Genomic DNA, 23,973 nt, shown 5'->3' with positions numbered 1-23,973 from the left:
CTTACGCGTCCGGCAGCACCACGTTGACGTCGAGTACTTCCAGGTTGCCCTGGCGGTCCAGCGAAATCTTGATATCGTCGGCATTGACCTTGGTGTACTTGGAAATGACGGCGATCAATTCCTTGTGCAGGGCGGGCAGGAAGTCCGGACCATCGCGTCCGCTGCGTTCGCGGGCGATGATGATCTGCAGGCGTTCCTTGGCCGCGGTGGCCGTCTTCGGCTTGGGGGGGAACAGGAAAGAAAGCAAGGCCATATCACTTCGCCCCAAAAATGCGCTGGAGTAATCCAGGCTTTTCATAGTTGGTAAAGCGCAACTCGACATCTTCGCCGAGGAAACGCGACACCACGTCTTCATAGGCTTGCGCCACGTCCGTACCCGTGAAATGGATGGCCGGGTTGCCCTGGTTCGAGGCGGCCAGCACTTGCTCCGATTCCGGAATGATGCCCACCAGCGGGATGCGCAGGATTTCCTGCACGTCCTGGTAGGACAGCATTTCATCCGATTCCACGCGTTTCGGCGAGTAGCGGGTAATCAGCAAATGTTCCTTGACGGGCTCGCCGCCCGTCTGCGCGCGGCGCGACTTGGCTTGCAGGATGCCCAGGATGCGGTCCGAATCGCGCACCGACGACACTTCCGGGTTGGTGACGATGATGGCTTCATCGGCAAACGTCAGCGCCATCAGCGCGCCATGCTCGATGCCGGCCGGCGAATCGCAGATGATGAATTCGAAGCCCATGTTGATCAGGTCGTTCAACACGCGTTCCACGCCTTCTTCCGACAAGGCATCCTTGTCGCGCGTTTGCGAGGCTGGCAGGATGAACAGGTTGTCGCAGTGTTTGTCCTTGATCAAGGCCTGGTTCAGGGTTGCTTCCTTGTTGATCACATTGATCAGGTCATAGACGACGCGGCGCTCGCAACCCATGATCAGGTCGAGGTTACGCAGGCCCACGTCGAAGTCGAGCACGGCTGTCTTGTGGCCGCGCATGGCCAGGCCAGTGGAAAAACTGGCGCTAGAGGTCGTCTTGCCGACACCGCCCTTGCCGGACGTCACAACAATAATTCTTGCCACAAATAATCCTTTTCAGATATCTCTTGAATTGTGCAGCTTAAGAGCGGTTCACGGGAGTGACCGGATTGACAGAGTGTATATCGATTCTGTCTCCAGCCAAACGAATTTGCGCGGGTCCGCGCGCCATTTCTGCGGGGAAACCATCCTCGAACGTGCGGTACACGCCGGCGATCGAGACCAGTTCCGGTTCCATGGCCAGCGCGAAGATGCGCGCCTGGGCATTGCCCGAGGCGCCAGCCAGCGCGCGGCCGTACAGCGAGGAATATACGTGGATGCTGCCGTCGGCGATGATTTCGGCGCCATTGTTGACGACGGCGGTGATGATCAGGTCGCAGCCGCGCGCATAGATGCGCTGGCCGGCCCGCACGGGCGTGTCGATCACCATCACCTGGGCGTCGGCGCCCGACTGGGCGGCGGCAGTGGGGGTATCCTTGGGACCATCCTTGGGCGGCGCATCGTCGCGCGTCTTGCCGCTGTCGAGGCTCAAGCCTTGCGCCAGGATGGCGTCATGCATGTCGGCCGGCGCATTGCGCACGGCCACGGCATTCAAACGGTATTTTTTCAGCAGGGCCACGAGGGCGGCCCAGTCGATGGGCACGCTGCCGGGCGGCAAGGCCGCCACGTCCAGCACGGCCAGGTCGTCCTCGAAAAAGTCCGCCACGCCTCCCGTCATGTCGCGCAAGGCGGCATCGAGTGCCTGCGTATCGGCGCTATGCAGAATGGCGGAGACGGCAACGACGGTGGAAATCTTGATTTCGATAGGCTTCTGCGACGGGCTTTTGGACATAAACATTTATCAAAGTGAAACTGCGGCAGGCCAGATGTTCCGTACGGCAACAATGGGAGCAGTAAATTTCTTGCATTCTACTGCAAAAAAATCGGCATCAGGGGCCTGGCGCGTGCTATTCCGCAGGGCAACACCTACTTCATGTCAAAAAAAACGGACGGCGCCCCGGAAAACCGGTGCGCCGCCCCGAAAGCAGCCGAGAATGCGGCTTGAGTCCGCCTATCAAAACCTGCTGCGCATCGTAATTTGCGGTCTGCGATGCTCACTGTACCTTCATACAGTTGCGCTTCTCAAGCACAACTTTCTTCCGCTCGCTACGGTTTTGTCAGGCCTTGCATGACCTTGTCATATTTTCATCACGCCGCGCGCATCTGCCGTGCCGCCGCGACCATGTTTTGCAAGGCCGCCTCCGTTTCCGCCCAGCCCCGCGTCTTCAAGCCGCAGTCCGGGTTGACCCATAAATGCGCCGGGGGAATGACGGCGCTGGCCTTTTGCAGCAATGTCACCATGTCGAGGGTCGAGGGGATGCGCGGCGAGTGGATGTCGTATACGCCGGGGCCGATTTCGTTCGGATACTGGAACTGGCCAAAGCCCGCCAGCAGCGCCATGTCGGAGCGGCTCGTCTCTATCGTGATGACGTCGGCGTCCATGGCGGCAATCTGCGGCAGGATGTCGTTGAACTGCGCATAGCACATGTGGGTGTGGATCTGCGTCGTGTCGCCAACGACGCAGGCGGCGATGCGGAAGGCGCGCGTGGCCCAGTCCAGGTAGGCGTCCCACTGGCCGCGGCGCGGCGGCAAGCCTTCGCGCAGGGCCGGCTCGTCGATCTGGATGATGCCGATGCCGGCCCCTTCCAGGTCGGCTACCTCGTCGCGCATGGCCAGGGCGATCTGCAGCGCCGTGGTGGCGCGCGGCTGGTCGTCGCGCACGAACGACCATTGCAATATCGTCACCGGACCCGTCAGCATGCCCTTCATCGGTTTATTGGTCAGGCTTTGCGCGTGCACCGTCCAGGCCACCGTCATGGCGGCCGGGCGCTGCACGTCGCCGTAGATGACGGGCGGCTTGACGCAGCGCGAGCCGTACGACTGCACCCAGCCGTGGCGCGTGAAGACAAAACCGTCCAATTGTTCGCCGAAGTATTCGACCATGTCGTTGCGTTCCGCTTCGCCATGCACGAGCACGTCCAGGCCCAGCGTTTCCTGGCGCTCCACGGCGCGGGCGATTTCGGCGCGCATCTGCCGTTCATACTCGGCGCTCGCCAGTTCGCCCCGCTTGTGGCTGGCGCGGGCGGCGCGGATGGCCGGCGTCTGCGGGAAGGAACCGATGGTCGTCGTGGGGAAATCGGGCAGTTGCAAACGCGCGCGCTGCATGGCCTGGCGCTGCGGGAAGCTGGAATCGCGGCGGTCGACGGTGGGAGACAGCGCTTGCAGGCGCTGCGCCACTTGCGGGCGGTGCACGCGGGGACTGGCGCGCCGCCCGGCGACAGCCAGACGGGACTGTGCCAGTGCGGCGTCATCGGGGTGGCCGGCGAGCGCGCCCTTGAGGATGGCGATCTCCGCCAGTTTTTCCGTGGCAAACGCCAGCCAGTTGCGGATGTCGCTGTCGAGCTCCGTTTCCGCTTCCAGGCTGAACGGCACGTGCAGCAGCGAGCACGACGGCGCCAGCCACAAATGGCCGTCGCGTTTGGCCGCCAGCGGCTGCAGCACGGCCAGGGCAGCGTCGAGGTCGGTACGCCAGATATTGCGCCCGTCGACGATGCCAATCGACAAGACTTTATGCGCGGGCAGCCAGTCCGTCACGCTGATCAATTCATGCGGCGCGCGGATGCCGTCCACGTGCAGGCCGGCCACGGGCAGGCGGCACGTCAGGCTGAGGTTTTCTTCCAGCGGCGAGAAATACGTGGCCAGCAGGATATTCACGCCCACCTGGTTCAACTGCCAATACGTGCTTTCGAAGGCGCTGCGCCACGCATGGGGCAAGTCCAGGCCCAGGATCGGCTCATCGAGCTGCACCCAGGTGACGCCTTGCCGCTTCAGGCGGTCGAGCAGGGCGCCGTAGACGGGCAGCAATTGTTCCAGCAGGGCCAGGCGATCGAAGCCTGGCGTCTTTTCCTTGCCCAGCCACAGGAAGGTGAGGGGGCCGATCAGGGCCGCCTTGACCGGGTGGCCCAGCGCCTGCGCCTCGGCCACTTCCGCCAGCAGGCGCTCGCAAGCGAGCGAAAAGCGGGTGTGGGGCGACAGTTCGGGCACCAGGTAATGGTAATTGGTGTCAAACCACTTGGTCATTTCCAGCGCGGCAGTGCCTGCGGCGTGTGCATGGTGCGCGTGGCCGCAGCCGGCATGGGCGGCGTGTGTGTCTGCGCCGCGCGCCATGGTGAAATAGCGCGCCAGCGGCGATTGCTCTGGCGCAAAGTGGAAGCGGGCCGGTTCGCAGCCCAATAGCTGGATATGGTTGGCCACCTGGTCGTAAAAGGCGAAGTCGCCCACGGTGACGTAATCGAGGCCGGCGTCGCGCTGCTGGGCCCAGTGGCGCGCGCGCAGTTGCCGGCCCGTCGCTTCCAGGTCCGCCTCGGACAGGTCGCCACGCCAGTGGCTTTCCAGCGCCAGTTTCAGTTCGCGCGCGGCGCCGATACGGGGAAAGCCAAGGACGTGGGTACGAATGGTCATGATGTCATCGAGATTTAATGTGAATGCGCTAGAGTGTGCGGCAACTTGATCTATAATCAAAACGAAACATTTTGCCGAATAACATGAAAATAATTCACGCACAGAATCCATTTCTCCGATGCTAGAAATCCGTCACCTGCGCACCTTGAGTGCCCTGCGTTCGTCCGGCAGCCTGGTGCGCGCCGCGCAGCTGCTCAACCTGACCCAGTCGGCCTTGTCGCACCAGATCCGTTTGCTCGAAGAGCGCTACAAGGCGCCATTGTTCGAGCGCAAGTCGATGCCGATCGCGTTTACGGCCACGGGCAGCCGGCTGCTGGCCCTGGCCGACAAGCTGCTGCCCGAGATCGAGCTGGCCGAGCGCGACGTGGCGCGCCTGTCGCAGGGCGACAAGGGACAGCTGCGCGTGGCGCTCGAATGCCATACCTGTTTCGACTGGCTGATGCCGGTGATGGATGCCTTCCGCCAGCGCTGGCCGGAAGTGGAGATCGACCTGGTTTCCGGCTTTCACAGCGAACCGGCGGACTTGCTGCGTTCGGGCGAGGCGGACCTCGTGATCGGCTCGCCGTACGGCCCCGATTTCACCGTGTTTCCCCTGTTCCGCTTTGAAATGCTGGTGGTGATGGCGCAAAAGCACCGGTTGCAGGCGCAGCGCCGGCTGGCGGCGGCCGACTTCACGGGCGAGACATTAATTACCTATCCCGTGCCGGAAGAGCGCATCGACCTGATCCGCGAAGTGCTGCGGCCGGCCGGCATCGCGTTTGAACGCCGCACGGCCGAATTGACAGTGGCCGTGCTGCAACTGGTGGCGAGCCGGCGCGGCATTGCCGCCTTGCCGAACTGGGCCATCAAGAATTACGTCGATTACGATTACGTCGTGGCGCGCCCGGTGGGCGAGCACGGCTTGTGGAGCGACTTGTACGTGTCCGTGCCCGAGCATCTGCAGGACAAGGCGTATGTGCGCGATTTCGTCAGCGTGATACGCGAGCAATGCGCGGCCTCGCTGGACGGTATCAAGTTGTTGTCCTGACCAGCGTTGGGTTGGAAACAAACCAACAGCAAAGTTTGATAAATATCAAGGTTCAGCAATGAACCACCGCTTACAGTTGAGCACTGTGCGGCGCAACATGCGCTGCCTACTCTTTGGGGAGGAACACGATGTTTTCATTTTCCGAACAATGGGCACGGGCCGGCAAGGCCGTGGTGGAAGCACAATTGATCAGCGCACAAGCGTATGCGCAGGCCGCTGTCGACAGCGGCGCCAGCGTGCTGGAATTGCAGCTCGATGCGGCCCGCACGGCGCTGGCGGCCGCTACTGTGGCGGGCAATCAGCTGCTGTCCGCGAAGGACCCGCAAGCGCTGCTGGAACTGTCGCGCACGCAGTCGCAACTGGCCATCGAACGCATCGGTGCATATAGCCGCCAGGCAAAGGATGTTGCTCAAGAAACCCAGGAGAAATTCGACACTGTGACAAAGGGTGAGTTTGCTGCATCGCGTCAAAAATTTGGCGAGCTGTTGCAGGTGGTAAAGCAAACGCCCGTACCCCTGATTATTCCCTTCAATAATTTTCTAAAAACCACTTTCGGCGGCGCCGATGAAGGGTATGATAAAAATAAAAACACGCGTCCTGCTCGCCAGGCGTAAGCGCGTTGCGGCCCGGCAGCGGCTATCCGCCGCGCCAGGCCGCCCGCCGCCACCGCAGGCAGGCTGTCATCGCCGCCGCCTGCGGTGCGGCGCTGGAACTGCGGCGCATGCCGCGCTAGAATGAAACACAGCTTGCTGTGTCTTCCCGGATTCACAGGATTCCAATGGGATTCTATTAGCACCTTGACCTTGGCCCTCGTGGCCAGCATATCGGAGAAATAAATGGATGATGTCGTAATCGTGGCCGCCGGCCGTACCGCAGTCGGCAAATTCGGTGGCAGTCTGGCCAAGATTCCTGCGTCCGAACTGGGCGCGCATGTAATCAAGGGCTTGCTGGCACAAACCGGCATCGACCCGAACCTGATCGGCGAAGCGATCCTGGGCCAGGTGCTGACGGCTGCCGTCGGCCAGAACGCCGCGCGCCAGGCCGTCATCAAGGCTGGCCTGCCGAGCAGCATTCCGGCATTCACCATCAACAAGGTATGCGGCAGCGGCTTGAAGGCCACGCACCTGGCGGCGCAAGCGATCAAGTGCGGCGACGCCAACATCATCATCGCCGGCGGCCAGGAAAACATGAGCGCTTCGCCGCACGCGATGAACGGCTCGCGCGACGGTTTCCGCATGGGCGACTTCAAGATGATCGACACCATGATCGTCGACGGCCTGTGGGACGTGTACAACCAGTACCACATGGGCATCACGGCGGAAAACGTCGCCAAGAAATACGAAGTGACGCGCGCCGAGCAGGATGAATTCGCGCTGCAGTCGCAACTGAAGGCGGAAGCGGCGCAAAAGGCGGGCAAGTTCAAGGATGAAATCCTGCCGCTGGAAATCGCCAACAAAAAAGGCACGGTCGTCTTCGACAGCGACGAATACATCAAGCCCGGTTCGACCCTGGAATCGCTGGCCGGCCTGCGCCCCGCGTTCGCCAAGGATGGCACCGTCACGGCCGGCAACGCTTCCGGCCTGAACGATGGCGCCGCCGCCGTCATCATGATGTCCGCCTCGCAAGCGAAGGAACTGGGCTTGAAGCCGCTGGCACGTATCAAGGCCTACGCCTCGTCGGGCCTGGACCCTGCCGTCATGGGCATGGGCCCCGTCTCCGCATCGCGCCTGTGCCTGAAAAAAGCCGGCTGGACGCATGAAGAGCTGGACTTGATGGAAATCAACGAAGCGTTTGCCGCGCAAGCGATTGCCGTCAACAAGGAAATGGGCTGGGATACCAGCAAGATCAACGTGAACGGCGGCGCGATTGCCATCGGCCACCCGATCGGCGCGTCCGGCGCGCGCATCCTGGTCACCCTGATCCACGAAATGATACGCCGCGACGCCAAGAAAGGCCTGGCCGCACTGTGCATCGGCGGCGGCATGGGTGTAGCTTTAGCCATCGAGCGGGATTAATCGCTAGAGCGCCGCACCCAAGCCGTCGCGCGCTGTGCGTGACGACTGGGTGCGGTACGCCGCCGTCACGCGGCGGAGCTGGATTGCTTTCATTAAATTATTAATTTTTTAGCAACAGAACGACACTGAGGGGATGAAAATGGCAAGAGTTGCATTGGTAACTGGTGGCATGGGTGGTCTGGGCGAAGCAGTGTGTTTCAAGCTGGCGGCGCTCGGCTATCGCGTGGTGACCACATATTCCCCAGGCAATCCGAAGGTCGCGGAATGGCTGGCGACGACCAAGGACATGGGCTACGACTTCAAGGCGTATCCGTGCGACGTGGCCGACTACGATTCGGCGGCGGCCTGCGTGGCGGCCGTGGAAGCGGAAATCGGTCCTGTCGACGTGCTGGTGAATAACGCCGGCATCACGCGCGACATGACGTTCAAGAAGATGGACAAGCCGAACTGGGACGCCGTGATGGGCACCAACCTCGATTCCGTCTTCAACATGACCAAGCCCGTCTGCGACGGCATGGTGGAACGCGGCTGGGGCCGCATCATCAATATCTCGTCCGTGAATGGCCAGAAGGGCGCCTTCGGCCAGACCAACTATTCGGCCGCGAAAGCCGGCATGCATGGTTTCACCAAGTCGCTGGCGCTGGAAGTGGCGCGCAAGAACGTTACCGTCAACACCATCTCGCCAGGCTACATCGGCACCAAGATGGTCATGGCGATTCCGCAGGAAGTGCTCGACAGCAAAATCATCCCGCAAATTCCGATGGCGCGCCTGGGCAAGCCGGAAGAAGTAGCCGGCCTGGTCGCTTACCTGGCTTCCGATGAAGCCGCCTTCGTCACGGGCGCCAACATCTCGATCAACGGCGGCCAGCACATGTCGTAATCGTTGTTGAGGTAAAACAAAAAGACAGCTGCGGCTGTCTTTTTTTATGCTTGCAAGCAAAACAAGGGACTCGCCGGATTTGCCTTAAAATCAGTATTTCTCCACTGCATCATCTCCATGACCCTAGTTCCCGCCTTGCGCCGCGCCAGCGTGGCCGCCATCCTTTTCCTGGGCGCCAGTGCGGCCCAGGCCAGCGTCACGTTCCACGTCACGGTGGTGACCGAACGGGTCGTCAAACCCGGCGTGAAAACCAGCCTGCCCGCGCGCGAGACGCAGGAAAGCGATGTCGTGCTGGGCCCCCATTACCTGAGCGTGCGCGATGGCATGAGCTTGTCCATGTTCGATTTTGCCACGCGCCGCCGCTACCTCATCGATACGGCGGCGGCAACCTATGACGGTTATTCGCTGTTCGACGCCGTCGGCTTTCGCGCCATCGAGTTGCGCCACCGGCAGGGCATCGCCGGCATGCTGCAGGCCGGCAAGCTGGAACAGCATGCGACCTTGCCCGTGTATGAAGAGCAGACTTTATCGGTGCTGGCGCCCAGGCGGCGCGGCGCGCTGACCCCCCAAGTGCTCGACGGCGCCGTGCTGTGGTCGCTCGACGGGCAGCCCCTGCTGCGCCTGGGGATAGCAGGCAGCCCCGTCAGCGGCGCCGATGCGACGGCGTTTGCCCAGTTCCTGCGCTATACCTGGGGCGGCCACCCGCTGGTGCTGAAGATGCTGGCCGATGGCAAGCGCATTCCCGCCGACTTTACCTTGCATTACCAGGAGGTGGGCGGCACGGCCACGCGCCATTTCCGCATCGGCGCCATGACGGCGGGGGCGCCCGCCACGTATTCCCTGGCCGCGTACCGGCCACGTCCGCTGGCGGCCGGCGCGCCGCCGCTCGAACGCGTGCTGGCGCAGGCGGCGCTGTTGCCGCCGCTGAGTCCCCAGGCGCATCCGGCGCTGCGCGCCGAGGCGGAGCACCTGTTTGCGGCAGAAAAACCCTTCGAGGCTTTCTTGACCTTGCTGGAAGACCATTTTTCCACGGGCGCGCTGGTCGACAAGCTGTCGCGTGAGCAACAGCGGGCCATGCAGGAGTGCCAGCCCATTCACGACTTGACGCGCGCGCTGCTGGCCAAGGATAAAGAGGGTGTCGCGGCCGCGCTGGCCGCCGTGCAGGAAGCCAGGACGCAAACGGGGATGCAGCAGCCCGTCCTGGCCCTGTTCGAAGGCAATTTGCGCGCCAAGCTGGGCCAATGGCCGGAAGCGACGGCCTTGTATCTGCAAGTGTTGCAAGCCAAGCCGCACATGGCGGCCGTGTACCAGGACCTGGGCGACGCCTTGGTGGCGCAATTCGATGCGCCGAATGCCTGGCGCAGCTGGGATGCGGGCCGGGCCATGGCGCCAGGTCTGCGGCAATTTCGCAAGGTCAACGACTTTGAGCGCAGCCTGCTGGCCGATTACCCGGCCTTCTTCATGGATGCGATGGCCGATCAGCCCAGCACCAGCCGCCCGGCCAACAGCACGAACACGGCAGGCAGCACGAACTTGCCGTAAGGCGAAGGCTTGCCGCGCAGGCGGCGCGCCAGGCGCGCGGCCAGCACGGCGTACAGGGCGTCGAACAGCAGGCCCACCAGCACCAGGACGGTGCCCAGGCGTAGGTATTGCATGCCGACCTGCTCGCTGCCGACGACGAATTGCGGCAGGAACATGCTGCAAAACAGCAGTGCCTTCGGATTGAGCAGATTCGTCAGGAAGCCGCGCACCAGGCTGGCGCGGGCGCCATGCGCCGTGGCGGGGGCGGCCGCTTCCTGTGCCGTTTTGCTCGACAGGGCCGACTGCAGCAGGCGCAGCGCCAGGTACAGCAGGTAGGCGGCGCCCGCCCATTTGACCCACTGTAAGGCCTGCGGATGCGTCACCATCAGCGCCGCCAGGCCCGCGCCCGACAGCGCCACGTGGACGGCGCGCGCGCCGGCGATGCCCACGGCCGTCACCAGCGCCGTGGCCACGCCGCGCGCGGCGCCCGTCGCCAGCACCAGCGCCATGTCGGGACCCGGTAATAAAAAGGCGCCGGCCAGTGCCAGCAGGTACATCAGGAAGGTAGAATCGGACATGGCTCGGTCGAAAAGAAAAGCGGGAGCATGCACACGGTGCGGCCTGCTCGCCGGGTCCCATTATGTTCTTGCAGCGATGAAATGTGCTTGCTTTTCCTGCCCTGTATGCCCTAGTATTCGGGTAGATTCCACCCCCATAAAAACAAAAATTAGATGAAAATTTCAGAAGTTAGCCTCGACGCCACCGATTTGCAGATACTCAGGCTGTTGCAGGATGAAGGACGGCTGTCGAATGCGCGCCTGGCCGAGCGCTTGAAACTGAGCGAAACCCCCGTCTGGCGCCGCTTGCGCCGCCTGGAAGAGGAAGGTTTCATTACCGGCTACCAGGCTTTGCTTAACCGCAAGAAGCTGGGCATCGGCCTGGTGGCGTTCGTACGGGTCGTGTTTGCCAACCATGGCGGCGAACAGCCGTCGCAGTTCGAGCAGGCGATCGCGACGATTCCCGAGATCTTGTCGTGCCACAATGTGGCGGGTGAAGCCGATTATTTCCTGCAAGTGGTGGCGCGCGACCTGGAAGCGTATGGCGAATTCGTCTCGACCGTGCTGCGCCGCCTGCCTGGCGTGGCGGAAATCCAGTCCAGCCTGTCGATGCGCGAAATCAAGTCGTCGAACCGCCTGCCCTTGCTGCTGGCCTGAGGCGCCGGCGGCGCACTATAATTGGAACAGTTGCCAGGACTCGTGCCTGGCGCCCCGACTGCCATTCTGAGGACCGCCATGCCCGATTCTTTGTCCCCCCTGTTTCCCGTCCTGTCGCCAAACCGGCACGGCATGCTGGCGGTCGATGACATCCACACCATTTATTGGGAAGAGTGCGGCAACCCCGACGGCATTCCCGTGCTGTTCCTGCACGGCGGCCCAGGAGCGGGCCTGTCGCCGCAGCACCGCCGCTTTTTTGACCCGCAGCGCTACCGCGTGATCCTGTTCGACCAGCGCGGCGCGGGCAAGTCCACGCCGCTGGGCGAATGGCGCAACAATACGACGCAGCTGCTGATCGCCGATATCGAACGCTTGCGGGCCCAGTTCGGCATCGACCAATGGCTGGTGTTTGGCGGCTCGTGGGGTTCGACCCTGGCGCTGGCGTATGGCCAGGCCCACCCCGAGGCTTGCCTCGGTTTCGTGCTGCGCGGCATTTTCCTGTGCACGCAGGCGGAAATCGACTGGTTCATCGAGGGCGTGCGCTGGTTCTATCCGGAACTGTATGCGGAATTCGCCGCGCCTATTCCCGCAGAGGAACGGGGCGACTTGCTGGCGGCCTACGTGAAACGCATTCTCAGCAGCGATCCCGCCGTGTACTGGCCCGCCGCGCGCGCCTGGAGCCGCTTCGAAGGCCGCCGCGTCTACCTGATGCCGCAGCCGGAAGATGCGCCGAACGATGCGCTCGACCTGGGCGTGGGCCGGCTCGAATCGCACTACATGGCCAATCTGGGTTTCTTCGAGGAAGACCAGCTGATCCGCAACATGGCGCGCATCGCGCATTTGCCGGCCGTCATCGTGCAAGGCCGCTACGATGCCATCTGCCCGCCGCTGTCGGCCTACCGCCTGCAGCAAGCCTGGCCGGGCGCGCAGCTGGAAATGATCCCGGATGCGGGCCATGGCGCGCTCGAGCACGGCATCGCTTCGGCGCTGGTGCGCGCCACCGAGCGCTTCGTGCCGGGGCGCGGTTTCGCATGACGCCAGAGCCCGCCGGTTGGCAAAGCGGCCAGCCGGCGTGCGCCACCTGCTACACTATGGCCTGTGCTGGCGCCACGGTCGGGCGCCGGTGTAAACCCACGACTTTTTATCCATGAACATACAGATCGGCGACATCGGCCATATCATCCAGCTGGCGATTGCGCCGGTTTTCCTGTTGACCGGTATCGGCACCATGCTGGTGGTGCTGACCAACCGCCTGGGCCGCATCATCGACCGCACGCGCGTGCTGGAAGACCGGCTCGACATCGGCTATAACGATTTCTATATGGATGAGCTAGATACCTTGTATCGGCGTACCCATCTGATCAATTACTCGATTTCGCTCAGCACGGCGTGCGGTTTCTTCGTCTGCGTCATCATCGCCATGCTGTTTTTGGGCGATATTCTGAACCTGACCCTGGATAAATATATCGCGGCCTTCTTTGTGCTGGCCGTGATTTGCCTGATCGGCTGTTTTATTTATTTACTGCGCGAAATTTATCTGGCCGCGACGGCCCAGCGCATCCGGCGCCATATCCGCCCGCCACGTTAAGCGGCACGCCGGTTTTACCCTACTATTGAAGAACGAGTCCAGCATGCACGATTACAAACGTCCCCCCACCCTGCACCGCTACGGCCAGCGCAGCGAACTCGAGCTGGCGCTGAGCCTGGGCCAGTTCCGCCTGATGCCTGCAGGCAATTGTCTGACCCTGAGCTTTTCGCAAGTGTGGGACAAGCAACTGTTCGACCTGTTCGCCCCGGCCGACGCCTGTTTGATCATCCACAATACGGAAGAATTCGGCGAACGCCTGCACCGCGCCGTGCAGCGCACCTTGCCCAGCTGGGCCGGCATCGATGGCCTGGTCGAGTATGGCCAGCGCGCTGCCCTGGGCGCCGCCTTCACCAAGACGCGCGCCGAAGCGTTGGAACAGGAATGGCTGTTCGCCTGGCGCTCGATGCAGCCGCAGGCGAGCCTGAATCCCGTCACGGTAAAGCTGGGCAGCCTGGAAAACTTCGCGGAAATCCGCGACCGCGATACCTACCTGGCGTAGTTTTATCCGGATTTATCGGCGTACTGGCTGTCGATGCGGGCCAGCACGGCCGCCATCATGCGCTCGATATCGCCGCGTATCATGGTCGTGCCCAGCATGCCGGGCACGTAGAAGCCCGGCATCAGCCGGCTGGAAAAGACGATGCGCGTGCCGCCCGTTTCGGCGATGGGGTACAGATTCCAGCGCGATTCGTAATGCCGCATGTCGCCGGAGATCAGGGCGATGTCGATGGCCGTGAACGGCGTTTCCGTGGCCCGCACCACCAGGTGGATGGGGTGGTTCATGAACAGGAAGCGCGCCATGCCCTGCTGTTCGATGATGACCTCATTGCCGTTGCGCGACAGCACGCGGCAGGAACTCAAGTCCGGCACGAATTCATGCATGCGCTCGTAGGTGGTCAGGGTCTTCCAGACGGACGCCGGCGGCGCCTGCACGCTGCCGCTGGCATCGACTTCATACATGCGCTGCCCGTCGACCTCGATGCGCTTGACGTCGACCTTGAGCTTGTCCAGGCGTATCGCCTGCGCCAGCGCGGTAGCGGGGACGGCGCACAGCATCAGCAGGCAAAGGAAGAGTCGCGTCATGCACCTAGCCTACGGGAAACTTGCGCCCGGCACAAGCTGTACGCATCGCCGGCCCGTGCGCCGGGCGATTTAGAACTCCCGGTCTAGAGAAATACGCTGCGGCGAGCGGCAATGCTTGCTACCGTACGGCCTGCATACCACCTCTACCGGACCGATCACCATGACTGCCTATCCCCACCTGCTGGCCCCGCTCGACCTGGGTTTTACCTCTTTGCGCAACCGCGTCATCATGGGGTCCATGCATACGGGCCTGGAAGACCGTTTTTATCATTATGGCAAGCTTGCCGCGTTTTACCGCGAACGGGCGCGCGGCGGCGTGGGGCTGATCGTCACGGGCGGCATCTCGCCGAACCGCCAGGGCTGGCTGCTGCCGTTTGGCGGCACGCTCAATTTCCTCGGCGACGTGCCAAACCACCGCAAGGTGACGCGCGCCGTGCACGAGGAGGGCGGCAAGATCGTCATGCAGATCCTGCATGCGGGCCGCTATGGCTACCAGCCGTTCGTCGTCTCGGCGTCGGCGAAGAAATCGCCGATTTCGCCATTCCGCCCCCGTCCCCTGAGCGAACGGGGCATCGAGCGCACCATCTGCGACTACGTGCGCTGCGCGCGCCTGGCGCAAAAGGCCGGCTATGACGGCATCGAAGTGATGGGCAGCGAAGGATACCTGTTGAACCAGTTCCTGTGCGCGCGCACGAACCTGCGCCAGGACCGCTGGGGCGGCAGCATCGAAAACCGCATGCGCCTGCCCGTGGACATCGTGCGCCGCATCCGCGCCGCCGTCGGCCCCAACTTCATCATCATGTACCGCCATTCCCTGCTCGACCTGGTCGAGGGCGGCAATACCTGGGATGACGTGGTGGCGGTGGCCAAAGCCCTGGAGCACGCGGGCGTGACGATTCTCAATACGGGCTTCGGCTGGCATGAGGCGAGGGTGCCCACCATCGTCACTTCCGTGCCGCGCGCCGCCTTCGCCTCCGTGGCGGGCCGGCTGCGCCGCGAAGTCGGCATTCCCGTGGTGGCGTCGAACCGCATCAACATGCCGCACGAAGCGAATGCCATCCTGGAGCGGGGCGACTGCGACCTGGTGTCGATGGCGCGCCCGTTCCTGGCCGACCCCCATTTTGTCGCCAAGGCCGCCTCCGGGCGCACGGACGAGATCAACACCTGCATCGGCTGCAACCAGGCGTGCCTGGACCACACGTTCGCCAACAAGCGCGCCAGCTGCCTCGTCAACCCGCGCGCCTGCCATGAAACGGAACTCGTGTACGCGAAAAAGGCCGTGCCGCGCCGGGTGGCCGTCGTCGGCGCCGGCCCGGCCGGCCTGTCCGCCGCCTGCGTGGCGGCCGAATGCGGGCACGAGGTGACCCTGTTTGACAGCAGCGACAGCGTGGGCGGCCAGTTCAAGGTGGCCATGCAAATTCCCGGCAAGGAAGAATTCACGGAAACCATCCGCTATTTTGCCCGCCGGCTGGCACTGCTGGAAGTCAAGCTGCGCCTGGGCCAGCGCGTGACGCGCGAGCAATTGCTGGCCGGCGGCTATGACGACGTCATCGTCGCCACCGGCATCAAGGTGCGCCTGCCGGCCATTCCCGGCATCGACCACCCGAAAGTGTTGTCGTATCTGGATGTGCTGCAAAGCAAGAAGCCTGTCGGCGCGCGCGTGGCCATCATCGGCGCGGGCGGCATCGGCTTCGACGTGGGCGAATACCTGCTGCACGACCCGGCGCACCCGCTGCCGCTGCCCGTGGCCACCTGGGCGGGCGAGTGGGGCGTGGACCTGGATGCGGCCACTGGCGGCGGCCTGGTGCCGCCCGTGGCGCCTGCGCCCGTGCGGCAAATCTTCCTGTTGCAGCGCAAGACGTCGAAAGTGGGCGCGGGACTGGGCAAGACGTCGGGCTGGGTGCACCGCGCGGCGCTGGCGAGAAATGGCGTGGCCATGCTGGCCGGCGTGAGCTACGACAAGATCGACGAGCAGGGCTTGCACATCACCGTGGGCGGCGAGCAGCGCCTGCTGGCGGTGGACAACGTGGTCATCTGCGCGGGCCAGGACAGCTTGACGGAGCTCATGCCGGACATGGGCAAGGATGGCAAGCCGCTGGCGGCAGGCGGCCCCCGCTTCCATAAAATCGGCGGCGCCGCGCTGGCGGCCGAACTCGACGCCAAGCGGGCGATACGGGAAGGCGCGGAACTGGCCGCCAGCCTGTAAAAAGAAAGCCTGCCGGCTGGGGAGCGGGCAGGCTTGCTGGACGGAAAGGGCGCCGGCTTAATGCCCGCCATGCCCCTTCTTCGCCGCATCAAAACTCTGCAGCACGTGCTCGGCCATGCCATTGGCCAGTTCGTGCTCGCCAATGAACACCTTGCCCGCGTTTTCCGCGCGCAGCAATTCCGCCTCTTCCTCGCTGTGCGTGCGCACCACCGTCATGATGTTCGGGTTCAGCGCGCGCGCCGTCTCGATCATGGCGCGCACGTGGAAGGTGTCCGGCGTGGCGATGACGAGCATGGTGGCGTGCGTGATGTGCGCCTGGATCAGCACGGCCGGTTCGCCCGCATTGCCGGCCACGGCCGGAATGCCCTGCTTGCGCAGCTGGTCGACGATTTCGCGGTTTTCCTCGGCCACGACAAAGTGGATGCCCCGTTCCATCAGGGCGGCGGCGATGCGCCGGCCCACGCGGCCATAGCCGACCAGGACGATCTGGCCCGACAGTTTTTCCTGCGGCACCGTCATCGGCAGCTCGGCCAGCGGGTCGGTCGTGCGTTCGAACTTGCGCGCGAAATCGCTGTTGCTCATCACGCGCAGCAGCGGCTTGGCCATGCTGAACACGAGCGGGTTCAAGGCGATGGACAGGATGGCGCCGGCCAGGATCAGGCTTTGGCCTTCCTGCGGCATCAGGCCCAGCGACAGGCCCAGGGCGGCCAGGATGAACGAGAATTCGCCGATCTGCGCCAGGCTGGCCGAGACGATGATGGCCGTTTTCGGCGGGTAGCGCAGGGCCATCACCAGCAGGAAGGCGGCGATCGACTTGCCGAAGATAATGATGGCGCACACGGCCAGCACTTGCAGGGGCTTCTCGATGAGGATGTTCGGCTCGAACAGCATGCCGACGGAAACGAAGAACAGCACGGCGAACGCGTCGCGCAGGGGCAGCGACTCTTCCGCGGCGCGGTGGCTGAGTTCCGATTCGCGCAGCACCATGCCGGCGAAGAAGGCGCCCAGCGCGAAGGACACGCCGAACAGCTTGGTTGACGCATAGGCGATGCCGACAGCGGCGGCGATCACGCACAGGGTGAACAGTTCGCGCGAGCCGGTGCGGGCCACTTGCCACAGGATCCACGGGAACAGCTTGCGGCCGACCACCAGCATGAAGACGATGAAGCCGGCTACTTGCCCCAGGGTAATGGCCAGGGTTTGCCACAGGCTGACGGCCTCGGCATCCGGTGCGACCTTGCCGCCCAGCACACCGGCAAATGCCGGCAGCAGCACCAGCACCAGCACGGTGACGAGGTCTTCCACCACCAGCCAGCCGACGGCGATGCGGCCATTCAGGGAATCGAGGATGCCCCGTTCTTCCAGCGCGCGCAGCAGCACCACGGTACTGGCGACCGATAAGGCCAGGCCAAAGATCAGTCCGCCACCAAGGGTCCAGCCCCACCAGTGGGCCAGGCCCATGCCCATCGCCGTGGCGACGCCGATCTGCAGGATGGCGCCGGGCAGCGCGATCTTGCGCACGTCCCACAAGTCTTCGATGGAAAAGTGCAGGCCGACACCGAACATCATCAGCATCACCCCGATTTCCGCCAATTGTCCCGCTATTTCCGCATCCGCCACAAAACCGGGCGTGGCCGGTCCGATGATGATGCCGGCGGCCAGATAGCCGACCAGGGCCGGCAGTTTCAGGCGCGCGGCGATGAAGCCGAAGATGAGGCCGAACCCGAGGGCGGCGGCGATGGTGGTGATTAGGCTGATGTCATGGGGCATGCGTGTGGGGTTCCTTATGGGGACGTGCGGATGGAAAAAGATGTTGCTCAGCGACCAAGTATAAACGCATCAAAGCCCCTGCCGGAAAATTTCCTGCGGCTTTATTGCAAAAAACCGGTGCTATATCTTCGTCCAGGTGGCCACGAACGCATGTTATCCACCCGGATCTTCGCCTAATTCAAGGACTCCACCCTATGCCACCCCGTGTCTCTACACCTTGCGCACGATCACGCAGCCGATGGAATAACCGGCGCCGAACGAGCAGATGACGCCCGTGGCGCCCGCCGCCATGTCATCCTGATACTTATGGAAGGCGATGATGGAGCCGGCCGACGAGGTGTTGGCGTAGGTGTCGAGGATCACGGGCGCTTCGTTGGCTTCCGCATCGCGGCCCAGGATCAGGCGCGCGATCAGCAAGTTCATGTTCAGGTTCGCCTGGTGCAGCCAGTAGCGGGAGACTTGCGCCACTTCCACGCCGGCCTTGGCCAGGGTCGCCTTGATCATCTCGGCGGCCATCGGGCACACTTCCTTGAACACCTTGCGGCCTTGCTGGCGGAACAGTTTATCCGCCTTGCCCACGCCGGATTCGTCAAAACGGTTGAGGAAGCCGAAATTGTTGCGGATGGCATTCGAGAAGCGCGTTTTCAGTTCCGTGCCGATGATCTCGAACTGGTGCTGGGACACGGCCGTGTCTTTCGCTTCGACGATGATGGCGGTGCAGGCGTCGCCGAAAATGAAATGGCTGTCGCGGTCGCGCCAGTTCAGGTGGCCGCTGGTGATTTCCGGGTTCAGCACCAGCACGGCGCGCGCCTGGCCGCTTTGCACGGCGGCGACGGCTTGCTGGATGCCGAAGGTGGCGGACGAGCATGCCACGTTCATGTCAAAACCATACCCGTCAATGCCCAGCGCATCTTGCACTTCCACGGCCATGGCCGGGTAGGCGCGCTGCATATTGCTGCAAGCGACCAGTACCATGTCGATATCGGCTGGCGTGCGGCCGGCGCGCGCCAAGGCGTCGCGCGCAGCGGCGACGGCCATTTCCGCCTGCAGCGACAGTTCGTCATCGCCACGCTCCGCAATGCGCGACACCATGCGGGCCGGATCGAGGATGCCTTCCTTTTCCATCACGAAGCGCGACTTGATGCCGGACGCCTTTTCGATGAAGGCCACGCTGGACAGGTCCAGCGCCGTCACCGTGCCCGCGGCGATCGCGTCGGCATTGTCGGCATTGAATTTTTCCGCGTAGGCATTGAAGCAGGTGACCAGCTCTTCGTTGGAGATCGAAAATGGCGGCGTGTACAGTCCGGTACCGCTGATGACGACTTGTTTCATGGTTAAACTTTCAAATTTGGCAATCGGCGCGATGCCGATAAGTGAAGCAAATTTTACACAAACGGGCTCGACTGTAGAGAGTTTCGTGTTGCGGGGCAGGGGGAAGTGTGGCGGAAGATTGATTTTTGTCGCGTGGACGGGGTAACTGGGGGGCATTGCGCCCCCCGCTGTGCTGCTGGCGCTATTTGGCTACTTACTTACTTCTTCTGTTCTTGCTTGACGTCGGCTTGCACCACCACCGGTTCGGCCTTGGCCAGTTGCACCGGCAAACCTTTCAGGTGGTTCAGCGCCTGGTGCAGCTGGAAATCGTCCTGGCTGCCGAATTCCAGCGGTTTGCGGGTCTTTTCCAGGGCGATGATGCGCAATTGCTCTTCCATCTCGTCGTTGACGGGGGCGGCCTTGGCGCTTTCCTTGTCGCGGTCGTTGCTCAGGTGCTTGGAGAGGTCCGCTTCGCGGATGCGCAAGCCGTTCAAGCCGTCGCCGTCCGCATTTTCATCGACCAGCAGGTCGGGCACGATGCCCTTGGCCTGGATCGAGCGGCCGTTCGGCGTGTAGTAGCGGGCCGTCGTCAGCTTGACGGCCGTGTCGGCAGTCAATTGGCGGATGGTTTGCACGGAACCCTTGCCGAAGGTTTGCGTGCCGATGATGGTGGCGCGCTTGTAATCCTGCAGGGCGCCGGCGACGATTTCCGAGGCCGAGGCGGAACCCGTGTTGACGAGCACCACCAGCGGCACTTTCTTGATGGCGGCCGGCAATTTCGCCAGGGCATCGCCTTCCGAGCGGAACGTATAGTATTCGGCGCGGCCGTAGAACACCTGCTTCGAGTCCGGCAACTGGCCGTTGGTCGACACGATGGCCGCATCCTTCGGCAGGAAGGCGGCCGAGACGCCGATGGCGCCTTGCAGCACGCCGCCCGGATCGTTGCGCAGGTCCAGCACCATGCCCTTCAGGTTCGGGTCTTGCTTGTACAGCGCCGTGATCTGCGCGGCCATGTCGTCGACGGTCGGTTCCTGGAATTGCGACACGCGCAGCCAGGCGTAGCCCGGCTCGACCATCTTCGCCTTCACGCTCTTCTGGTGGATTTCCTCGCGCGTGATGGTGAAGGCCAGCGGCTGCGGTTCATCCTTGCGGGCAATGGTCAGCGACACCTTGGTGCCCGGCTCGCCGCGCATGCGCTTGACGTTGTCGTCGAGGCTGACGCCTTTCACGGGCTGGCCGTCGAGGCGGGTGATCAGATCGCCTGCCTTGATGCCGGCGCGGTAGGCGGGCGAATCCTCGATGGGCGAGACGATCTTGATGTAGCCGTCTTCGCTGAGGCCAATTTCAATGCCCAGGCCGACGAACTTGCCTTCGGAGCCTTCGCGCAGTTCGGCGTAGGCTTTCTTGTCCAGATAGGCGGAATGGGGGTCGAGCGAGGCGACCATGCCGGAAATGGCGTCTTCCAGCAGTTTCTTGTCTTCGACGGGTTCCACGTAATCGGACTTGATCAGGCCAAACACGTCGGCCAGCTGGCGCAGCTCTTCCAGCGGCAGGGGCGGCTCGACGTTTTTTTGCGCCATGGCGGAAAATTGCAGCGACACGGCGACGCCGGCCACCACGCCCAGGCCGATCAAGCCGGTATTTTTGAGTTTGCCCATCATTGCACCTTTGCAGCTAGCGTGTCTTGCACAAGCGCCAGTCCCCGTGGAGCGGCGCTTTCCTGAAAGTATAGACCTGAATCTCTGCCGGCGTGGGCCGGCCGTGGAAAAAGCGTGCCTGGGCCCAGTCTATGCGCGAAAACGGGCTCGCCAGCTTGCCATATGTTGCGGTTTTGTATGCGATGTATAGTTACTCTTGAGGGGAGTAAGCATTTGTAAGAGTCGAAAAAAAGCGTGTGCCGCGGCCCTATAGTGGACTCGCATTCTCGACCCGAAGTGGTTTTGCCTGCGTCTGCGGACGCAGGCTTTTTTTTATCCGGAGCCCCCATGACCTCGTTGACCTTTCTCCCCGCCGTGCGCCGTTTCAGCCTGGCCTTGCTGCTGGGCGCCACCGCCTTGACCGCCTCGGCCGTGCCGATTGCCGACATGCGCCTGGAAGACTTGCTGCCGATGGCGCCCGATTTCAGGACGGAATTGAAGCTCAATGCGAATCAGACCACCTTGTGGCAGCAGGTGGAAGGGAAATCGCGTCAATTGTTGCGCGAACGCAAGGCGCGCCGCGAACGCCTGCAAGCGGGCGTGGCGCAGGGTTTGCAAACGCCCCGGCTGGAGCTGCGTGACTTGCTCGCCGGCCTGGACACGGAAAGCACGCAGAGCCTGGCCGAAGAAAAGCAGCTGCGCGAATGGTGGCTGAGCGTCAACGATGCTCTGGACGAGAACCAGCGCCAGATGGTGGCCCAGTTCATCGCCGGCCAGATGGCGCGCGTGATGGACGCCGCCGCGCCCCGCAGCGAGTCGCGCGGCGCGCCCGGTGGCGAGCACGGCGGGCGCAAGGGCGGTGGCAAGGGCGGCATGGGCGGCGCGGGCGTGAGCATGGGCAGCGGGGGCGCCGGTATCACCTTGCCCGGCAACTAAGGGTAAGCAGGGGGTAAGCGCGGGGGCAAGCAAGGGGCAAGGATGGCCAAAAGGCATGCTTGCGTGCTACATTCCTGCAGCGCCTGGCGCGGCAGGCTATCCGCCCGAAGCTATCCGCCCGGTCTTTTTGACATGCCCCATAAGGACAATCCGTGAATCGCTATCTCTTGAGCAGTCTGACCCTGACCCTGTTGGCTGCGTTTGCCCATGCCGCCGAACCCGCATCCGCCGTTGCCGCCCCGACCGTGGCCCCCAGTGTCGCACCTGCCGCCGCCGGCGTCGTTTCCGGCATCGATGTGCAGTACATCGACCCCGCCGTGCGCGTGCAGGACGACTTCTTTACCCATTTGAACGGCAAGTGGCTGGCCACGGCCGAGATCCCTGCCGACAAGTCGAGCTGGGGTTCGTTCGCCAAGCTGCGCGATGACACCACGCCACAGTTGCGCGGCATCATCGAAGCCACGCAAAAGGACAAGAACAGGAAAGCCGGTTCCGAAGCGCAGAAAATCAGCGACCTGTACGCCAGCTACATGGATGAAGCCAAACTCGAGGCGCTGGGCACGAAGCCGCTGGCTGGCGAACTGAACCGCATCCGCTCGCTGCGCGACAAGAAGGGCGTGCCCGCCCTGATCGCCCACCTGAGCCAGACGGGCGTGGCCACGCCGTACGCCGTCTACGTGGGCCAGGATGCCCGTGCCTCGACGAAATATGCAGCCTACATGAGCCAAAGCGGCCTGGGCATGCCGGACCGCGACTACTACCTGGAAGCCAAGCAGGCTGGTGTGAAAGAAAAATACCAGGCGCACGTGGAAAAAATGCTGGCCATGGCCGGCGACAAGAACGCCGCCGCCCGCGCCAAGGCTGTCGTGGCACTGGAAACGGCCCTGGCCGAAGTGCAATGGACCAAGGTCGAGAACCGCGACCCCGTCAAACGCTACAACAAGACCGACATCAACAAGCTGAACGAGCTGACCCCGGGCTACGACCTGAAGTCCGGCCTGGCCGCCCTGGGCATCGCCAACAAGGTCGATTACGTCATCGTCAACCAGCCGAGCTACCTGGCCGGCTACAACAAGGTGCTGGCGTCAAGCGATCTGGACACCCTGAAAGCGTATTTCGAATGGCAGTTGCTGCGCAGCTATGCCAGCTACCTGTCGAAAAACTTCGTCGATGAAAGCTTTGCCTTCTATGGCACGGTACTCAGCGGCGTGACGGAAAACCAGCCGCGCTGGAAGCGTGGCGTGGGCGCCGTCGAAGGCGTGCTGGGCGAAGCCGTCGGCAAACTGTACGTGGCGCAATATTTCCCGGCGGAACGCAAGGTGCACATGCAGGAACTGGTGAAAAACGTGCTGGCCGCCTACAAGGACAGCATCGACACCCTGGACTGGATGAGCCCGGAAACCAAGAAGGAAGCGCAAGCCAAGCTGGCCAAGTTCACGCCGAAGATCGCGTATCCGAACAAATGGCGCGATTACACGAAGCTGCAGATCGTCCAGGGCGACCTGGTGGGCAACATGATGCGCGCCGCCAACTTCGGCTCCGCGCGCCAGGTGGCCAAGCTGGGCAAGCCGATCGACCGCGAAGAGTGGGGCATGACGCCGCAGACGGTGAACGCCTATTACAGCTCGACGATGAATGAAATCGTCTTCCCGGCCTCCATCCTGCAGCCGCCGTTCTTCGACGCCAACGCGGACGACGCCGTCAACTATGGCGCCATCGGCGCCGTCATCGGCCATGAAATCAGCCACGGCTTCGACGACAAGGGCAGCCAGTCCGATGGCGACGGCAACCTGCGCGACTGGTGGACCCCGGCCGACCGCAAGAATTTCGCCGCCAAGGCCGACGCGCTGACCAAGCAATATGACGGTTACAGCCCATTGCCTGGCTACCACGTCAACGGCGCCCTGACCCTGGGCGAGAACATCGCCGACAACTCGGGCGTGGCGATCGCGTACAAGGCCTATAAAATCTCGCTGGGCGGCAAGTCGGCGCCCGTGCTCGACGGCTTGACGGGCGACCAGCGCTTCTACATGGGCTTTGGCCAGGTGTGGCGCAGCAAGATGCGTGAAGCGCAGCAGATCGTGCAAATCAAGACCGACCCCCATTCGCCGGGCCAGTACCGCGCCAATGGCACCATGGTCAACCAGCCTGGCTTCTACGAAGCGTTTGGCGTGAAACCGGGCGACAAGATGTATGTTGCGCCGGAAAACCGCGTCATCATCTGGTAAGCGCATGCGCGTCGTCGTGAAAAACGTACTA

The 23,973-nt window shown here is 63.1% G+C and carries 21 protein-coding genes; 12 read left to right on the top strand and 9 right to left on the bottom strand.

Annotated elements, in window-relative coordinates:
• Position 1: 1 nt before the first annotated feature.
• The 4 genes from minE to metE all read right to left on the bottom strand — a co-directional run bounded on the left by minE (position 2) and on the right by metE (position 4,526).
• Entirely contained in the window at positions 2-253 is a 252-nt protein-coding gene (gene minE / locus O0879_RS21415) for a cell division topological specificity factor MinE (RefSeq protein ID WP_034752886.1), read from the bottom strand.
• Position 254: 1 nt separating this feature from the next.
• Positions 255-1,070: a septum site-determining protein MinD gene (gene minD, locus O0879_RS21410; RefSeq protein WP_034783730.1), complete on the bottom strand. Its 816-nt coding sequence runs from the start codon at positions 1,068-1,070 to the stop codon at positions 255-257.
• A 37-nt stretch (positions 1,071-1,107) separates the two neighbouring features.
• Positions 1,108-1,857, bottom strand: a complete 750-nt coding sequence (minC, locus tag O0879_RS21405; RefSeq protein WP_035828495.1) for a septum site-determining protein MinC — start codon at positions 1,855-1,857, stop codon at positions 1,108-1,110.
• A 356-nt stretch (positions 1,858-2,213) separates the two neighbouring features.
• Positions 2,214-4,526, bottom strand: a complete 2,313-nt coding sequence (gene metE, locus O0879_RS21400) for a 5-methyltetrahydropteroyltriglutamate--homocysteine S-methyltransferase (protein WP_289918634.1) — start codon at positions 4,524-4,526, stop codon at positions 2,214-2,216.
• A 118-nt stretch (positions 4,527-4,644) separates the two neighbouring features.
• Here metE and O0879_RS21395 point away from each other — a divergent pair, with 118 nt between their 5' ends.
• The 5 genes from O0879_RS21395 (at position 4,645) to O0879_RS21375 (ending at position 9,990) form a co-directional block, all read left to right on the top strand.
• Positions 4,645-5,553 (top strand): LysR family transcriptional regulator, encoded by a 909-nt coding sequence (locus O0879_RS21395; RefSeq protein ID WP_099665877.1) that lies wholly within the window; start codon positions 4,645-4,647, stop codon positions 5,551-5,553.
• A 128-nt stretch (positions 5,554-5,681) separates the two neighbouring features.
• Positions 5,682-6,167, top strand: coding sequence for a phasin family protein (locus tag O0879_RS21390; RefSeq protein ID WP_077398509.1), 486 nt, complete (start codon positions 5,682-5,684; stop codon positions 6,165-6,167).
• Positions 6,168-6,389: 222 nt separating this feature from the next.
• Entirely contained in the window at positions 6,390-7,568 is a 1,179-nt protein-coding gene (locus tag O0879_RS21385) for an acetyl-CoA C-acetyltransferase (RefSeq protein ID WP_034783723.1), read from the top strand.
• 139 nt (positions 7,569-7,707) lie between these two features.
• A complete protein-coding gene (phbB, locus tag O0879_RS21380; RefSeq protein ID WP_035823615.1) occupies positions 7,708-8,448 on the top strand; it encodes an acetoacetyl-CoA reductase in 741 nt (246 codons plus the stop codon).
• 117 nt (positions 8,449-8,565) lie between these two features.
• Positions 8,566-9,990, top strand: coding sequence for a hypothetical protein (locus O0879_RS21375; protein ID WP_289918633.1), 1,425 nt, complete (start codon positions 8,566-8,568; stop codon positions 9,988-9,990).
• Here the strand turns inward: O0879_RS21375 and O0879_RS21370 are convergent.
• Positions 9,927-10,547, bottom strand: a complete 621-nt coding sequence (locus tag O0879_RS21370) for a LysE family translocator (protein ID WP_253192754.1) — start codon at positions 10,545-10,547, stop codon at positions 9,927-9,929. The genes O0879_RS21375 and O0879_RS21370 overlap by 64 nt on opposite strands.
• 153 nt (positions 10,548-10,700) lie before the next feature.
• On the opposite strand from O0879_RS21370, the gene O0879_RS21365 reads away from it, so the two are divergent.
• The 4 genes from O0879_RS21365 (at position 10,701) to O0879_RS21350 (ending at position 13,270) form a co-directional block, all read left to right on the top strand.
• Positions 10,701-11,183: an Lrp/AsnC family transcriptional regulator gene (locus O0879_RS21365; protein WP_034752896.1), complete on the top strand. Its 483-nt coding sequence runs from the start codon at positions 10,701-10,703 to the stop codon at positions 11,181-11,183.
• A 78-nt stretch (positions 11,184-11,261) separates the two neighbouring features.
• Positions 11,262-12,218 carry a prolyl aminopeptidase gene (pip, locus tag O0879_RS21360; protein ID WP_077398515.1) on the top strand — a complete coding sequence of 319 codons (957 nt, stop codon included), beginning with the start codon at positions 11,262-11,264 and terminating at the stop codon, positions 12,216-12,218.
• A 112-nt stretch (positions 12,219-12,330) separates the two neighbouring features.
• Positions 12,331-12,771, top strand: a complete 441-nt coding sequence (locus O0879_RS21355; protein WP_034783716.1) for a DUF2721 domain-containing protein — start codon at positions 12,331-12,333, stop codon at positions 12,769-12,771.
• 43 nt (positions 12,772-12,814) lie between these two features.
• Positions 12,815-13,270: a hypothetical protein gene (locus tag O0879_RS21350; protein WP_251349513.1), complete on the top strand. Its 456-nt coding sequence runs from the start codon at positions 12,815-12,817 to the stop codon at positions 13,268-13,270.
• A gap of 2 nt (positions 13,271-13,272) precedes the next feature.
• Here the strand turns inward: O0879_RS21350 and O0879_RS21345 are convergent, their stop codons facing one another.
• Entirely contained in the window at positions 13,273-13,854 is a 582-nt protein-coding gene (locus tag O0879_RS21345) for an SRPBCC family protein (RefSeq protein ID WP_289918631.1), read from the bottom strand.
• A 160-nt stretch (positions 13,855-14,014) separates the two neighbouring features.
• Here O0879_RS21345 and O0879_RS21340 point away from each other — a divergent pair, with 160 nt between their 5' ends.
• A complete protein-coding gene (locus tag O0879_RS21340; RefSeq protein WP_289918630.1) occupies positions 14,015-16,060 on the top strand; it encodes an NADPH-dependent 2,4-dienoyl-CoA reductase in 2,046 nt (681 codons plus the stop codon).
• A 57-nt stretch (positions 16,061-16,117) separates the two neighbouring features.
• Here O0879_RS21340 and ybaL read toward each other — a convergent pair whose 3' ends face one another.
• The 3 genes from ybaL to O0879_RS21325 all read right to left on the bottom strand — a co-directional run bounded on the left by ybaL (position 16,118) and on the right by O0879_RS21325 (position 20,802).
• Positions 16,118-17,830 carry a YbaL family putative K(+) efflux transporter gene (gene ybaL, locus O0879_RS21335; protein ID WP_176381492.1) on the bottom strand — a complete coding sequence of 571 codons (1,713 nt, stop codon included), beginning with the start codon at positions 17,828-17,830 and terminating at the stop codon, positions 16,118-16,120.
• Positions 17,831-18,040: 210 nt separating this feature from the next.
• A complete protein-coding gene (locus O0879_RS21330; RefSeq protein WP_289899626.1) occupies positions 18,041-19,162 on the bottom strand; it encodes a beta-ketoacyl-ACP synthase III in 1,122 nt (373 codons plus the stop codon).
• Between the two features lie 197 nt (positions 19,163-19,359).
• On the bottom strand, positions 19,360-20,802 hold the full coding sequence (locus O0879_RS21325) for a S41 family peptidase (RefSeq protein ID WP_099665870.1): 1,443 nt from the start codon (positions 20,800-20,802) through the stop codon (positions 19,360-19,362).
• Positions 20,803-21,126: 324 nt separating this feature from the next.
• Here O0879_RS21325 and O0879_RS21320 point away from each other — a divergent pair, with 324 nt between their 5' ends.
• Both O0879_RS21320 and O0879_RS21315 read left to right on the top strand, forming a co-directional pair.
• Complete coding sequence (locus tag O0879_RS21320; protein WP_289918629.1) at positions 21,127-21,714, top strand: hypothetical protein; 588 nt, start codon at positions 21,127-21,129, stop codon at positions 21,712-21,714.
• A gap of 152 nt (positions 21,715-21,866) precedes the next feature.
• Positions 21,867-23,942 (top strand): M13-type metalloendopeptidase, encoded by a 2,076-nt coding sequence (locus O0879_RS21315; RefSeq protein ID WP_289918628.1) that lies wholly within the window; start codon positions 21,867-21,869, stop codon positions 23,940-23,942.
• Positions 23,943-23,973 lie beyond the last annotated feature (31 nt).

The sequence above is a fragment of the Janthinobacterium sp. SUN120 genome, from assembly GCF_030397735.1.
In the GTDB taxonomy this organism is placed as follows: Bacteria; Pseudomonadota; Gammaproteobacteria; order Burkholderiales; family Burkholderiaceae_D; genus Janthinobacterium; species Janthinobacterium kumbetense.
This window is presented reverse-complemented; position numbering and strand designations above follow the sequence as displayed.